15 protein-coding genes are annotated in these 14,594 nt (G+C 61.4%); 5 read left to right on the top strand and 10 right to left on the bottom strand.

Annotated features, from left to right (window positions below):
* Window positions 1-39: 39 nt before the first annotated feature.
* The 10 genes from AC1DIH_RS01160 to cbiE all read right to left on the bottom strand — a co-directional run bounded on the left by AC1DIH_RS01160 (window position 40) and on the right by cbiE (window position 9,037).
* A complete protein-coding gene (locus AC1DIH_RS01160; protein ID WP_477770282.1) occupies window positions 40-1,422 on the bottom strand; it encodes a PepSY-associated TM helix domain-containing protein in 1,383 nt (460 codons plus the stop codon).
* Window positions 1,423-1,559: 137 nt separating this feature from the next.
* Window positions 1,560-3,689 (bottom strand): TonB-dependent copper receptor, encoded by a 2,130-nt coding sequence (locus AC1DIH_RS01155; protein WP_477770281.1) that lies wholly within the window; start codon window positions 3,687-3,689, stop codon window positions 1,560-1,562.
* Window positions 3,690-3,778: 89 nt separating this feature from the next.
* Window positions 3,779-4,198, bottom strand: a complete 420-nt coding sequence (locus AC1DIH_RS01150; RefSeq protein WP_477770280.1) for a DUF2946 domain-containing protein — start codon at window positions 4,196-4,198, stop codon at window positions 3,779-3,781.
* Window positions 4,199-4,252: 54 nt separating this feature from the next.
* Entirely contained in the window at window positions 4,253-4,732 is a 480-nt protein-coding gene (locus AC1DIH_RS01145) for a copper chaperone PCu(A)C (protein WP_477770279.1), read from the bottom strand.
* Window positions 4,733-4,779: 47 nt separating this feature from the next.
* The gene (locus AC1DIH_RS01140; RefSeq protein ID WP_477770278.1) at window positions 4,780-5,181 is read right to left on the bottom strand and encodes a DUF2946 domain-containing protein; all 402 of its coding nucleotides are present in this window, start codon (window positions 5,179-5,181) and stop codon (window positions 4,780-4,782) included.
* Between the two features lie 112 nt (window positions 5,182-5,293).
* Window positions 5,294-5,617, bottom strand: coding sequence for a helix-turn-helix domain-containing transcriptional regulator (locus AC1DIH_RS01135; protein ID WP_123423706.1), 324 nt, complete (start codon window positions 5,615-5,617; stop codon window positions 5,294-5,296).
* Between the two features lie 4 nt (window positions 5,618-5,621).
* On the bottom strand, window positions 5,622-5,957 hold the full coding sequence (locus AC1DIH_RS01130; RefSeq protein WP_123423705.1) for a type II toxin-antitoxin system RelE/ParE family toxin: 336 nt from the start codon (window positions 5,955-5,957) through the stop codon (window positions 5,622-5,624).
* Between the two features lie 56 nt (window positions 5,958-6,013).
* A complete protein-coding gene (locus tag AC1DIH_RS01125; RefSeq protein ID WP_477770277.1) occupies window positions 6,014-6,739 on the bottom strand; it encodes a cobalt-precorrin-6A reductase in 726 nt (241 codons plus the stop codon).
* Entirely contained in the window at window positions 6,736-7,833 is a 1,098-nt protein-coding gene (locus AC1DIH_RS01120; RefSeq protein WP_477770276.1) for a cobalt-precorrin-5B (C(1))-methyltransferase, read from the bottom strand. Before AC1DIH_RS01120 ends, AC1DIH_RS01125 begins: the two co-directional genes overlap by 4 nt.
* Window positions 7,826-9,037 carry a precorrin-6y C5,15-methyltransferase (decarboxylating) subunit CbiE gene (gene cbiE / locus AC1DIH_RS01115; protein WP_477770275.1) on the bottom strand — a complete coding sequence of 404 codons (1,212 nt, stop codon included), beginning with the start codon at window positions 9,035-9,037 and terminating at the stop codon, window positions 7,826-7,828. The genes AC1DIH_RS01120 and cbiE overlap by 8 nt, the downstream gene beginning before the upstream one ends.
* A gap of 131 nt (window positions 9,038-9,168) precedes the next feature.
* Between cbiE and cobG the strand changes: the two genes are divergently transcribed.
* The 5 genes from cobG (at window position 9,169) to AC1DIH_RS01090 (ending at window position 14,577) form a co-directional block, all read left to right on the top strand.
* On the top strand, window positions 9,169-10,476 hold the full coding sequence (cobG, locus tag AC1DIH_RS01110) for a precorrin-3B synthase (RefSeq protein WP_477770274.1): 1,308 nt from the start codon (window positions 9,169-9,171) through the stop codon (window positions 10,474-10,476).
* Complete coding sequence (locus AC1DIH_RS01105) at window positions 10,469-11,095, top strand: precorrin-8X methylmutase (RefSeq protein WP_427529489.1); 627 nt, start codon at window positions 10,469-10,471, stop codon at window positions 11,093-11,095. Before cobG ends, AC1DIH_RS01105 begins: the two co-directional genes overlap by 8 nt.
* On the top strand, window positions 11,095-11,826 hold the full coding sequence (locus AC1DIH_RS01100) for a precorrin-2 C(20)-methyltransferase (protein ID WP_054598226.1): 732 nt from the start codon (window positions 11,095-11,097) through the stop codon (window positions 11,824-11,826). Before AC1DIH_RS01105 ends, AC1DIH_RS01100 begins: the two co-directional genes overlap by 1 nt.
* Entirely contained in the window at window positions 11,826-13,529 is a 1,704-nt protein-coding gene (gene cobJ / locus AC1DIH_RS01095) for a precorrin-3B C(17)-methyltransferase (protein ID WP_477770273.1), read from the top strand. Before AC1DIH_RS01100 ends, cobJ begins: the two co-directional genes overlap by 1 nt.
* A gap of 235 nt (window positions 13,530-13,764) precedes the next feature.
* A complete protein-coding gene (locus AC1DIH_RS01090; RefSeq protein ID WP_477770272.1) occupies window positions 13,765-14,577 on the top strand; it encodes a hypothetical protein in 813 nt (270 codons plus the stop codon).
* Window positions 14,578-14,594 lie beyond the last annotated feature (17 nt).

Genomic DNA, 14,594 nt, shown 5'->3' with positions numbered 1-14,594 from the left:
TGTAAGGTCAACCGCGCTGCTATAGGCATCTCGCTGTATTCAGGATGAAGATGAGGCCGATTCAGGCTGGCGGCTCAAGCGCGACAGCAGCACGCGGTCCAGCAGCCACACCACGACCAGCGAAGCACCCACCAACGGGAATATCACCGCCAATGCGAGGATGATCACCACCCCGGTTTTCCAGGTCGGCAGGTCATGACGCAACGGTGGAACACCGAGCTTGCCCTGCGGGCGGCGCTTCCACCAGATCACTACACCGCTGACGGCGCTGAGCAGGATCATCAGGCAGATCAGCAACACGACGATCTGGTTGAACGGCCCGAACAGTTTGCCTTCGTGCAGCATCACGCCCATTTCCGTGGCGCGGGCAACGTTGCCGTAATGCTCCCAACGCACGTCGGCGAGGACTTCACCGCTGTACTGGTCGACATGCAGGGTGGCGTCGTTGCGCGGGTCGTCGGCGAATACGGCGATGGTGAACACGCCGCTGGCGGTGGTCGGGAAGGTGATGCTGTAACCCGGTTCGACCCGGCGTTGAACGGCAATGTCCTGCACGTCTTGCAGGCTGATGGTGGGCGCCGCCGGGGCGCTGCTGCCGCCGTTGTGCGCCATGTGTTCGGCGTGGTCACCGGACATTGGCATCGGCGTGTTTTCCATGGCCCAGGGCACGGTCTGGCGCGTTGCGGTGTTGAGGCTACGGGCCTCTTGGTCGGATTTCGGTACGTTATTCCACATGGCTGCCGGGAAGCGGTTCCAGACTTCAGCGTATTGCTTGCCCCAGAACCCGGTCCAGGTCATGCCGCTGAGCAGCATCACCAGCAAAAACGCCGCGCCCCAGAACCCGGTCACGGCGTGCAGGTCACGCCAGAGCACACGTCCGCGACTGCTGAATCGCGGCCACACGATCCCCGCGCCGGTTCGCCCGCGTGGCCACCACAGGAACACCCCGGAAACCACCAGCACCACGCCCCAGCCAGCGGCGAGTTCGACCAGCCGATCACCGACGGTGCCGATCATCAACTCGCCGTGAATCGCCCGGGCGATGGCTTGCAGGTTTTTCTTCGCGTCCTGCTCGCCGAGGATATCGGCGTGATACGGATCGATGAAGACGTTGAGCTCGCTGCCAGCATTTTTAACGACAAACTGCGCACTGCGCTCGGCATTGAGCGGCGGCAGGTACTGTTTGATCTGGCCCTGTGGATACGCCTCTTTGACACGGCGCAGCAACTCGTCGGCACTGACGGTGTGATGGCCGTCCGGCACAGTGAGCAGGCTGCCATACATCAGTGGGTCGAGTTGCGGTTTGAACAGGTAAACGATGCCGGTCAAGGCCAGCATCACCATGAACGGCGCAACGAACAGCCCGGCATAAAAATGCCAGCGCCAGGCCAGGTTGTAGAAATTCGGTTTGGGTTGGTTCATCAGGTGCTCCGCTTGGCGTGGATCTTTGTTGTTTGTTTGTGGTCGCTGCGCAACCGATCGCGAGCATTCGAGCGTCGACCGGCTGCTCCCACAGGTTCAGCAGCGATCCTGTGGGAGCGAGCCTGCTCGCGATGCCTTTAGAAGCTCATATCGACCTTGGTCCAGAACGTGCGCCCTGGTTCGTTGATCGCTTGCGGGTTATTGGCCGGGTAGCCGAACCCGGCGTTGCCGGCCAGGTTCAAGTGCTCGGCGTAGGTCTTGCCAAACAGGTTGTCGACGCCGCTACTGACCTTCCAGTGCTTGTCGATCCGGTAGGCGCCATTAAGCGAGAACACACCGAACCCCGGGCTCTTGTCGTAGTCCTTGCCGACCACGTTGCCCTTGTTCTGCTCGATGCGGTTCTGCGCCGCGACCACTCGCCACAAGGCGCCGGCGCTCCAGTTGTCTTCGCTGTAGGTCAGGCCGAAACGTGCATCCAGCGGCGGCATTTGCGGCAGTGCCGTGTCGTGGGTGGTGTCTTTGCCCCAGGCGTAGGCCAGGGTTGCATCGGCTTTCCAATGGGAGGTGAGGTTGTAGGCTGCGCCGAGTTCGCCACCCATGATGCGCGCGTTGATGTTTTCGGCCCGAGAGGTCACGCCCATAATGCCGGGGGTGTAATCGAACAGGATGTAGTCGTGCACTTCGCCGACGTAACCCGAGACCCAGGCTTCGAGGTCCTGGGTTTTGTATTGCAGGCCGACGTCGAGCTGGGTGGTTTTCTCGGGTTTGATCGAGTCGAAGGCGTTGAGCGAACCGGCAGGGCCGGATTTCGGTGAGAACAGCTCCCAGTAGTCCGGGAAACGTTCAGCGTGGCCGAGACCGGCGTAGAGCGTGGTCGGGCTGTCCGCCAGGTCATGTTCATAGCGCGCGAAGCCGCTCGGCAAGGTATCGGCGCGGGACTTGTCGGCGGTCGGGTTGGGTCGGCTCATCATCCCGGAACCGATGGTCTGGCGAAAATCCTTGGCCGAGGCGCGGTCCAGTCGTGCTCCGCTGATCAGGCGATCACGGTCGGCGGCATACCAGGTCAGCTCACTGAAAACGCCGTAGTTATGGAAGTCCGCATCCTTGTTGCGCGGCACTTCTTTGTAGGTGTCGATGCCCATGGCGGCGCGCTGACGGTGTTCGTTGGTTTGCGCATCGATGCCGCTGATCAACTGCACATCGGCCCAGCGCCAGGTGGCCTTGATCCGTGCTCCGAGGGTGCGGCGGTCGACGTTGGAGGCCATGGGCCCGGCCATCATCCCTGTACCGGATGGCGTGCGCAGGGTGTAGTTGTCCATTACATGGTCGGCGTAGTTGTAGTAGACCTGCGCTTCGACTTTATCCAGTACTTCGCCAAGGTTCGACTTCTCGAAACGCAGGCCCAGGCTTTCGCGCTTGAACTGCGAACCGTCCATGCCACGCCCGGCCGAACGTGCCTCGCCGTCGCCCTTGCCGGCGGTCAACTCCAGCAGCGTGTCGGCATCCGGCGTCCAGCCCAGGGCGACATCGCCGTTCCATTTGTCGTAGCGCGACGGCACGGTGTCGTTGTTACCGTCGCGGTAATCGTCGGCGTGCGCGGTGTTGCCGATCACCCGGATGTAACCCTGTGGGCCACCGGCAGCGGCGTCGACGAGCTTGTCGAAACGCCCATTGGAGCCGGCCAGCAGGCTGGCGTTAACCCTCGTGCCCAGCTCGCCGAAGCTCTCCGGCTCGCGGTCGAACAGGATGGTGCCGGCAGAGGCGCCAGGTCCCCAAAGTACGGTTTGCGGGCCTTTGATCACGGTCAGCTTGTCGTAGGTTTCCGGTGAGATGTAGGAGGTCGGGGCGTCCATCCGGCCAGGGCAGGCACCGAGGATCATGCCGCCGTTGGTGAGAATGTTCAGCCTTGAGCCGAACATGCCGCGCAGCACCGGATCGCCGTTGGTGCCGCCATTGCGAACCAGTGCGAAGCCGGGAATGGTCTTCAGGTAATCGCCGCCATCGCTGGCCGGCACCGGTTGGCGCGGGTCCTTGGGGTTGGTGACGATGGTCAGCGGCGAACTTGGGGCGATGGCGGTGATCACCGTCGGGCTCAGCTCTTCAGTGTGCTGGCTGTGATCAACCGGTTGCTCGGCCGCACTGGCCAGCGGGGAAAGCAGGGCGCCGCACAGAACGGCAGCGGCCTGTTTGAAACGGGCGCGTGGCGCGTTCAGGGTGAAAAATGCCTGAGCAGCGCTCAAGCGTGTGTCAGCAGAAAACCTGGACATAAAGGTTCCATCAATCAGTCGTCAACAACACGGCCAGCAGCCTGCGGCTGTCGTTCTCTACAGTCGGCCGTATGAGTAGGGGTGGGTGTTTACGCGACGATGGGCGGGGCGCGGGTGCGGGCGCCGGGGAAGACGGTTTGCCGGGCATGGCCCAGGCGGGGGGAGGGGCTGATGAAACTGTGGGCGGAAGGTGTGTCGAAGGCCGCGAACGACAGGCTGCCGGGCAGCGCGGGGCAGTTGAAGAGCAGGCTGCAATAGCCGCACTTTTCCCAGAGCGCATGATGATCGGGTTTTGGTGCGCAGTGTTCGGCAGCCGCTTGCGCGTCAGGCTCGGCGTGGGCGTTCGCCGACATATCTATGCTCATGTCCATCGACATGTTCATGGGTATCGGCATGCGTTGATCCATCGGCATCGACTGAGAAATCAGTGGGCCGATAAAGATCATCAACATGGCGAACAGGCTGATCCAGCTACCGCGTGCAACCTTCAACGAGGTGTTACGCGGCACTGATTGCCTGACGCTGAGCGAGCGCCGTGCGTTCACAGGTTTTTCAGGCTGTGATTACTGGGCGTGCATGTGCGCTTCGGTGCCGGCGGGCGGTTGTTTCTGTACCGCGACTTCGACGGTCACATCGCCGGACTTTTCGAAATGCAGGGTCAGCGGGAAGCGCTTGCCGTCGCGGAGCAGGCTGCGGTCTTTGAGCTCCAGCAGCATCACGTGATAAGCCATCGGTGCGAACGTGATGTCATCGCCAGCCGGAATCTCGACGCTCGGCACTTGCTGCATTTTCATCAAATCACCTTGCATCACATGCTCGTGCAGCTCGGCAATGCCTGCGATCGGCGAAGCAACGCTGAGCAGGCGGTCGGCGGTTTTGYCGTTGTTGTGAATCACGAAATAGGCAGCAACCGTTGGCGCGTTGGGCGGTAGCTCTTGCGACCAAGGGTGTGCGATTTCCAGTTCGCCGGCTTTGTATTCATGGGCATTGGCAAAGCACGCAGGCAGCAACAAGGCGGCCAGAACGATGAGTTTCTTCAACATGGCAGTTCTCCAGAACGATTAGACACGCAGATCAATTGCGAGGGTAATCAGACCAGAGGAGAGGCTCGGGGATTGAGGCTGGGCCATTGCTGGCGTGGCGTGGGGATGTCGAGGGTCGGCGCCGGTCGGCTTCGATTGGCCTCGAAACGTGCGAAATACAGTTGCGGAACATGGCCCGGCAACGCCACCAGAGGCGCCGAGCCCGAGCAGCACCAGCAATGCTGCATGTTCGAGTGATCGTCGTTTGAGGGGGCTTTTTGTTCAAGCTTGCCCAGAGAAATCGCCACCATCTTCGTCCCGCTGGACGAGCAGAAACTGCCCCACAACAACTGCTCGGCCGGCGACTGACTGGCCGCCTTGGCCATCGCGCCGGACATTGGCATGGCGAGCATATTGAACAGCACTGCGAAGCAGGCGATCCAGGCAAATGCTAGCCGTTGTCGGGACATGGGTCATATCCGGTTGGGTGGGTGATCAAGCCGGGTATTTAGCCTGATCGGGGGCGATAAGTAAAAAACCGCCGTGCGGTGTGGTGTCGCAGCGGCTTTTGATTCATTCCTGTCAGTGAGCAGGTACGGCATGCACTTGTATATCTACGCCGAGCGTCGTTCGAATGACTGCAAATATTGCCGCCAGGTTATCCATGCTTGGGTTGCCCTTGGCAGACAACATTCGATGCAGGCTTTTGCTGGGTTTTGACGTTTCCTTTGCCAGCTCTTCGAAACCTACGGTGGCGTTGACCAAATCGCGAAGAATGATCCGAGCGATTTCCGGCTCTCCATTGAGGAACAGAGTAGCAGCCTCATCCAATAGCGCCTGGGCGAACTCGGGGTCACGCTGGGCGCGCTCGGCAATTGTATGTTTGTAACTTCGGGTGAGAGCCATTGCGTTACCTCATGTTCCGTTCAGCTTTTTTTCGGGTCCGAAATTCGGCAACGAGCGTTTTTGCCTGTTTGATATCCTTTTTCTGGGTGGACTTATCGCCTCCTCCAAACAGGATGATGAGGCGCTTACCCTCTTGCACCAAATAGATTCTGTATCCCGGGCCCCAATTGATACGGTATTCGCCGAGACCGTCGAACCATTTGATGTTTGACGTATTGCCGATCTCCAGCCGCACCAGAGCGTTGGACACCTTGCGTGCCGCCTGTGCGTCCAAGGTGGAGAACCAGCGCCCGAACGGGCTCGTATCGTTATCCTGAAGGTATTCTTCGAGTGTGATCACAGGTGGCCTTGAAGGTAACAAATAGGTTACTGTTCATGCAAGCAAGTGATCCTGCCTCATCGAGTGAAGGCTGCCAACGTCTGAAGTGTTTCGTCGAGCGTCAAGAACTCCCGCTCAACCTCCGGCAACTCCGGCCGCTTGAGGATCAGCACCGGCACCCCGCGTTCGCGGGCGACTTCAAGCTTGGGTTCGGTGGCGCTGCTGCCGCTGTTTTTGCTGATCAGTACATCGATCTGCCGGCGTTCGAACAGCGCGCGTTCGTCTTCGATGAAAAACGGTCCGCGTGCACCGATCACTTCGCAGCGCTCGTTGCCGGGATAAACCTCCAGCGTGCGCAAGGTCCAGAACTGCTCGGGCGGGATTTCATCCAGGTGCTGCAGCGGCTCGCGGCCCAAGGTAAACAATGGGCGCTTGAACGGTTTCAACGCTTCGATCAGTTCGGCCCAGTCGTTGACTTCGCGCCAGTCATCCCCGGCCTGCGCTTGCCACGCCGGACGGCGTAGCGCCCAGCACGGGATGCCGCTTTGGTGCGCGGCAGTGGCCGCGTTCCGGCTGATTTGCGCGGCGTAGGGGTGTGTGGCGTCGAGCAACAGATCGATGCCTTGATCCTTGATGAATTGCGTCAGGCCTTCAGCGCCGCCATAGCCGCCGACTCGTACCTGGCAGTTCAGGTCGGTCGGCACCCGACCTACGCCCGCCAGGCTGTAGATATGTTGCGGGCCGAGTGTTCGGGCAATTGCCAGGGCTTCGGTGACGCCGCCGAGCAGCAACAGACGTTTCATTGAAAAGCTCCGGCATGACCGACGATGCCACCCTGGCGATCGATGGCAAACACTTCGACCTGAACCTGTTTGGGCACTACGCTGCGGGCGAAATCCAGCGCGTGCCGGCACACTGCATCACCCAACGCGATCCCAGCGGCGCTGGCCATCGCCAGGGCTTGCTGGCTGGTGTTGGCCTCGCGGATGCCTTGCTGCAATGCAGCGTCAGCGCCAACGTTCGCGGCCCATTCGGCCAGTTGTGGCAGGTCGATGCTGGAGTGGCGACTGTGCAAATCCATATGTCCGGCGGCGAGTTTGCTGATCTTGCCGAAGCCGCCGCAAATGCTCAGTTTATCCACAGGCACTTTGCGCAGATGTTTGAGTACTGCACCGACGAAGTCGCCCATCTCGATCAGGGCGATTTCCGGCAGGTCGTAGACCCGGCGCATGGTGTCTTCGCTGGCGTTGCCGGTGCAGGCGGCGATGTGCAGGTAACCGTTGGTTTTGGCGACATCGATGCCCTGATGGATCGAGGCAATGTACGCCGCGCAGGAAAACGGCCGAACGATGCCGCTGGTGCCGAGGATCGACAGCCCGCCAAGAATGCCCAATCGCGGGTTCATGGTTTTCAGCGCCAGGGCCTCGCCGTTCTCGACGTTGACCGTCACCTCAAAACCGCCGCCGTAGCTGAATTCTTGCGCGAGCAGTAGCAGATGGTCGGTGATCATCTTGCGCGGTACCGGGTTGATCGCCGGTTCGCCGACACTCAGTACCAGCCCCGGGCGAGTGACAGTGCCGACGCCTTTGCCGGCGCAGAAACGAATACCGGGTTCGCTGATCAAACGCACCTGACTGTAGAGCAACGCACCGTGGGTTACGTCCGGGTCGTCGCCGGCATCCTTGATGGTTCCGGCTTCGGCGCCGTCGACAGTCAGGCGACAAAACTCCAGGCGCATCTGCACCTGTTTGCCTTTGGGCAGCACGATCTCCACCGCGTCGCTGGTCACAGCGCCGAGCAACAGGCGCGCGGCGGCGAGGCTGGTGGCGGTGGCGCAACTGCCGGTGGTCAGGCCGCTGCGTAGGGGCGCGGGTTGTTCGGCGGTTTCGTCACGCATCGAAGGGTTTAACCACGTCCAGCAAGGTGATCGGCAACGCCTGGCGCCAGGTGTCGAACTCTCCCAGCGGCTGCGCCTGAGCGATATGAATCCGCGTCAGCTCGCCACCGTGTTGTTCGCGCCAGGCCATCAAGGTCATTTCGCTTTGCAGGGTGACCGCGTTGGCGACCAGTCGACCGCCGGGTTTGAGCTGGGCCCAACAGGTGTCGAGCACACCGTCCCGGGTCACACCGCCACCGATGAAGATAGCGTCAGGTCGCTCAAGACCGTCCAGTGCCTGCGGCGCGCTGCCACGAATCAGTTGCAGGCCGGGCACGCCGAGGGCGTCGCGATTGTGTTCGATCAGTTGCTGGCGGCCAGCATCGGCCTCGATGGCCAGCGTGCGGCAACTCGGGTGTGCACGCATCCACTCGATGCCGATCGAGCCGCTGCCGGCGCCGACGTCCCACAACAGTTCACCGGGCACCGGCGCCAGGCGGGCGAGGGTGATGGCGCGGACATCGCGTTTGGTCAGTTGGCCGTCGTGCTTGAAGGCGGCATCCGGCAAACCAGCCAGGCGCGACAAGCGCGGCGCATCAGGGGCAGCGAGGCACTCGATGGCAATCAGGTTGAGGTCGGCGACGACCGGGTCGGTCCAGTCGCTGGCGATGCCGTCGACGCGTCGTTCGCTCGCGCCGCCCAGGTGTTCCAGCACGGTCATCCGGCTCGGCCCGAAACCGCATTCGCGCAGCAGCGCGGCAATTGCGGCGGGGCAGTGCCGGTCGTTGCTCAACACCAGTAAACGAACGCCGCTGAACAGCTGGGCGTTCAGCGCTGCGATTGGCCGGGCAACCACCGACAGCGTGACGACTTCTTGCAACGGCCAGCCCATCCGGGCCGCAGCGAGAGAGCAGGAGGATGGCGCGGGCAGGATCAGCATCTCATCGTTCGGCACTTGCCGCGTCAGGCTGGCGCCTACGCCGAACAGCATTGGATCACCGCTGGCCAGCACACAGACCGGCTCACCGCGCTGCGCCAGTACCGGCTCAAGGGAAAACGGACTCGGCCAGAGCTGTCGTGCGCCACGAATGCACACGGGCAGCAGATCCAGTTGCCGTTGGCCACCGAAAATCCGCGAAGCACCCAGCAGCGCGCGCCGAGCGTTCTTGCCCAGGCCGTTGAAGCCGTCTTCACCGATTCCCACTACTGTCAGCCAAGGGGCCATTTATATTCCTCAAACCGGGTGTTCCGACGGGCAGGCTTTTCATGCCGTCAGACAAAGCAGGCATAATACCGCGCCTTCGCTCGCGAAGTGCTTCTACCTCTTAGCCGGTCGCCCCCTTGAACGAACGTCAGATGCACACCGCCTTACGCCCCTCGGCTTGTCCGGGGTTGCTGCGTATCGTCCAGGCTTCGGACGGCGGCATTTGCCGGATCAAGTTGAATGGCGGGTCGATCAGCGCTGCCCAGGCCATGGCTGTGGCCGAGGCCGCCGAGCGTTATGCCGGTGGAGTGATTGAGGCGACCAACCGCGCCAATCTGCAAATTCGCGGAATTGGTAGTGAGCACCGGCCCTTGATCGACAGCCTGCTGGCCGCCGGATTGGGCCCAAAGACGGCTGCCGGCGATGATGTACGCAACCTGATGCTCAGCCCCGGTGCCGGCATCGATCGGCACATGTTGTTCGATACTCGTCCGCTGGCCGAGCAGATCCTCGCCACCTTGCAAAGCCATGAGCGTTTCCATCAGCTGTCGGCCAAGTTTGCCGTGCAACTGGATGGCGGCGAGGCGCTGGCGATGCTCGAGCATCCGCATGACCTCTGGTTGAGCGCGGTTGAACGCAATGGCGAGCAATGGCTGGCGTTTGGCCTGGCGGGTTGCCCCACGGATACACCGGCAGGGGCGGTGTTGCGCAATGACGGTCACGCCTTGGTGGTGGCGGTGCTGGAGCTGTTTCTCGATCTGGCGCGGCCGGATCAGACTCGCATGCGGCATGTGCTGGCCGAGCGTTCGCTGGCATCGGTAGTGCAGGCCTTGGCCGAACGGGTGCCGTTGACCCCGATCAGTGACTGGCAACGTCCCGAGTCGCGCCCCGGGTTGCACATCGGTACTTATCCACAGCGCCAGGAAGACGTGGTCTATGTCGGCGCTGTCCCGCCGCTGGGGCGGCTGGATGCTTCGATGCTCGAAGGCGCGGCGCGCCTGGCCGAGGCGTTCGGTGACGGCAGCTTGCGTTTGACTCCCTGGCAAAGCCTGCTGCTGCCGAACATTAGCCCGCAGGATGCCCCGGCGCTCAGTGAGCGATTGCAGGCGTTGGGTTTTCTGGTGAGTGCCGATCAAGCACTGGCGCATCTGGTGGCCTGCACTGGATCGGCCGGGTGCGGCAAAGGTCTGGCAGAGACAAAGGGTGATGCCCTGCAATTGTCCACACAGCTGCAAAGTCGCGGCGAGCGAGTTCACGTTCACCTGTCTGGCTGCCGACGTTCGTGTGCTGCCGCGCACATCGCGCCGGTCACCTTGCTGGCAGTCAGCCCCGGTCATTACGACCTCTATTTTCGCGATGCAGGGCAGCCGGGTTTCGGCGCCCTGCAAGCACGCAACCTCACTATTGAAGCGGCCGGCGCAGCGCTTGATGCCCGCCCACGGAGTCCCCTTGATGCTTGATTACATCCGCGACGGTCAGGAGATCTATCGCAACTCCTTCGCGATCATTCGCGCCGAGGCCAACCTCGACCGGATCCCGGCCGATCTGGAAAAACTCGCGGTGCGGGTGATTCACGCCTGCGGCATGGTCGAGGCGATCGACGGTCTGCAATTTTCCGAAGGCGCCGGCAAGGCCGGACGCGATGCGCTGGCCGCCGGTGCGCCGATTCTGTGCGATGCGCGGATGGTCTCCGAAGGCGTGACCCGCGCGCGGTTGCCGGCGAACAATCCGGTGATTTGCACCCTGCGTGACGAGAGCGTTCCGGACCTGGCCCGTGAACTCGGCAACACCCGTTCGGCAGCGGCGCTGGAGCTGTGGCGTCCGCACCTGGAAGGCAGCGTGGTGGTGATCGGCAATGCCCCGACCGCGTTGTTCTACTTGTTGGAAATGCTCGATGCCGGCGCGCCAAAACCGGCGCTGATTCTTGGCTTCCCGGTGGGCTTCGTCGGTGCCGCCGAGTCCAAGGCGATGCTGGCGGCGGACAGCCGTGGCGTGCCGTTTGTGATCATGCAGGGCCGGTTGGGTGGTAGCGCCATGGCTGCCGCTGCGGTCAATGCCCTCGCCACGGAGATTGAATGATGCAGCAGCCTGGACGTTTGATCGGCCTCGGCGTGGGGCCTGGTGATCCGGAACTGATCACCGTCAAAGCCTTGCGCCTGTTACGCGAGTCGCCGGTGGTGGCGTACTTCGTCGCCAAGGGCAAAAAAGGCAATGCGTTCGGCATCATCGAAGCGCATTTGCAGGACGCGCAGACGCTGTTGCCGCTGGTCTATCCGGTAACCACCGAGACCTTGGCGCCACCGCTTTCCTATGAGCAAGTGATCAGCGATTTCTATGATGCGGCCGGCGAACAGCTCGCCGCACATCTGGATGCCGGGCGTGACGTGGCGGTGATTTGCGAAGGTGATCCGTTCTTCTACGGCTCTTACATGTATTTGCATGATCGTCTGGCCGAACGTTACGAGGCCGAAGTGGTGCCGGGCGTCTGCTCGATGCTCGGCGGCGCTTCGGTGCTGGGGGCGCCGCTGGTGTATCGCAATCAGAGCCTGTCGGTGTTGTCCGGGGTGCTACCGCACGAAGAACTCAAGCGTCGTTTGGCCGATGCCGACGCGGCGGTGGTGATGAAGCTGGGGCGCAACTTTCCCAAGGTGCGTCAGGTGCTGGAAGAGCTCGGTCTGGCAGAGCGTGCGCTGTACGTTGAACGCGCCACCATGGCCAATCAGAAGATCGTGCCGCTGGATCAGGTCGAGCCGATGTCCTCGCCGTATTTTTCCTTGATCATCGTTCCCGGCGAAAGGTGGCAAGGCTGATGACTCGTCCAGTTCCGGCGATTGTCATTCTGGGTAATGGCAGCCTCGCGACCGCGCGCAAGATCCAACAGCTGTACCCCGGCGCCTTGATCCACGGCCTGGCCGAACGGGTCGACGGCGCGGACCGCGTTTACCACGAGTTCGGTGCGACGCTGCGCCAGCTCTATCAACAGGACACGCCAATCATTGCCTTGTGTGCCGCCGGTATCGTCATTCGCACGCTGGCGCCATTGCTCCTGGAAAAAGGCGCTGAGCCGCCGGTGCTGGCCGTCGCTGAAGATGGTAGCGCGGTCGTGCCGTTGCTCGGAGGGCTGGGCGGAGTGAATGTGCTGGCCCGCGAGATTGCGGATGGGCTGGGAGTGGCGGCTGCCATTACCACCAGCGGTGAGTTGCGCTTCGGCACTTGCCTGCTCAACCCGCCGAGTGGCTATGCGTTGGGTGACCTGGAACTGGGCAAGCGCTTTGTTTCGGACTTGCTGGCCGGTGAGAGCGTACGTATCGAAGGCGCCGCCCCGTGGCTGGCGCAGGCGCAGTTGCCGCAGGATCCCCAGGCGCGTCTGGCCATTCATATTGGTAGCGCCGAACGCGCACCTGCGGCCAATGAGTTGCGGATCTACCCGAAAAACGTTCTGGTCGCGGTGAGCGCCGATGTTGCCGATCTGCCGAACGCCGTACGCGATGCCTTGCACCAGGCGAAAATCGCCGTGCAATCGGTCGCATGCCTGTTGGCCAGCGATCTGCAGATGGCCAGCCCAGCGTTGCGTGAAGCGGCGCTGGAATTGGGTGTGCCACTGCGTTTTGCGGTGGCTGCCGGGAGTCTCGGTGAACTGGCGCACAATGCGCTCGCAGAGCCGGTCAGCGTCTGTGACGTTAACGGAATCACCCTCGCGATGGCTGAGCAACCGCTTGACCCGTTGCAGATTGGTCGTGCTCGTGGCCGTTTGGCGGTCATTGGTCTGGGGCCTGGCGCTGCCGAACTGATGGTGCCGGCGGTCAAGGCGGAACTGACTCGTGCCAACGACGTGCTCGGCTATGAAACCTACGTGCGCATGGCCGGGCCGTTCCGTGCCGATCAAGTGTTGCACTGCACCGACAACCGCGAGGAGATGCAGCGCGCGCGCCACGCATTCGAACTGGCCGCCCAAGGCCGTTCAGTGGTGGTCGTCTCATCCGGTGACCCAGGCGTATTTGCCATGGCAGCGGCGGTGCTCGAAGCGCTGCACGAATCTACCGATACGAGCTGGCACAGCGTCGATCTGGAGATCCTGCCGGGTGTCTCCGCTTCATTGGCGACCGCCGCTCAAGCGGGCGCACCGTTGGGGCATGACTTCTGCGTGATGTCGCTGTCGGACAACCTGAAACCCTGGACGATCATCGAGAAGCGTCTGGACCTGGCGGCAGAGGCTGACCTGGCCCTGGCCTTCTACAACCCGATCTCGCGTTCGCGGCCGTGGCAATTGGGCCGAGCGCTGGAAATCGTCGCGCAGCACCGCACGCCGGAAACGCCTGTGGTGCTGGGGCGGGATATTGGGCGTCCGGGGCAGACGTTGCGGGTCACGACCCTCGGTGCATTAACGCCTGATCAGGTGGACATGCGCACTATGGTGCTGATCGGTTCATCCACCACCTGCGTGTTCCCGCGCGCTGAAGGTGGTGAGTGGGTTTATACGCCACGCTGGTATCCAACCAAGCCGGTCTCCTGAATAACGGCGACCTCACCTCGAGGTCGCTTGCGTTCTAATAATGATTAGCCTCGAAACTAACGCCGCCAATAAGCGGCGTTTTTTTGTGCTCTGGGTGTGGCGGGCAGTTGGAAGTGCTTGGGGTTGGAAACTATTGGCATAGGTTCTTTTTTGAATAAGTTTGACGGTTGCGGTTGGCTATCTTAGTTTTGTTTCTACCGCATGGAGCGGTAGTTAATGACTAAGGATGATTTATATGAAGAACGAAATAATCAATGTTGTTGAAGGGCTCCCTTTCGATGAGGCCGTGCAGGATAAATACTTTGAGGGAATTGAGGCTCAGTTAGTTGAGGTTTCCGCGCGTCCCCGACTCAAAATGCTTGCGAGGAGCGGCGGTACTCTGGCGAACCTCACCGCGGAGAAAATTGATGCGTCGGTCGTCGGTCCGTCCCTTGTGGTATTTGATCAGCAGCTTGGCGAAGATGATAAGCAGGATGCTCTGGATAGTCAGGCCTTTGCCGAGGCTGTCGTCAGAAAGTTGCCTGCAGAAACATCGAGAGAGCAGCGATACATGGCATATAACGAAGCCTTGTCAGCGATTGGCTGGGTCACGGAAAGCTACACGTATAAGAAGTATGACTCCAAAAAGCTGACGCTGACGATGAACGACGCACTGTTGCAAGTGCTTGAGACCGTGATCAGCGCGGGCTCTGGGAATGTGTTGAGCCTGGTAGCGGCAGGTTTTGACAAGCTCAAGGGCGATAAAGCAGCACTGAAGATCGTGGACGTCGGAAGCAAGGAAAGTTCGGTTGTCAGCTTTAAAGCAGTTCCTTGTATCGTGGCTCCTGGTGGTGGCATGGCGATGGTCATGGGCGGCCTGGATGTGTTCAGTAAGGACTACGATGGCGATTTTCTGTTTTTTACGTTCAAGACGGAGGGGGTTCATCTTTTTCAGGCGGCGGGTGTTCGCAAATTCAATAAGCGTGCATTCGACCGGAAGCGTCAACAGGTGTATTCCTACATTGATCAGTTTGCGGATGACCTGTTTAAAAAGATTACAGAGTCGTAAGGTCGTCAGGACTTTCA

Source organism: Pseudomonas sp. 05N36 (genome assembly GCF_056397385.1).
The sequence above is the reverse complement of the archived record's forward strand: the minus strand, read 5'-3'. Positions and strand labels throughout refer to the sequence as shown.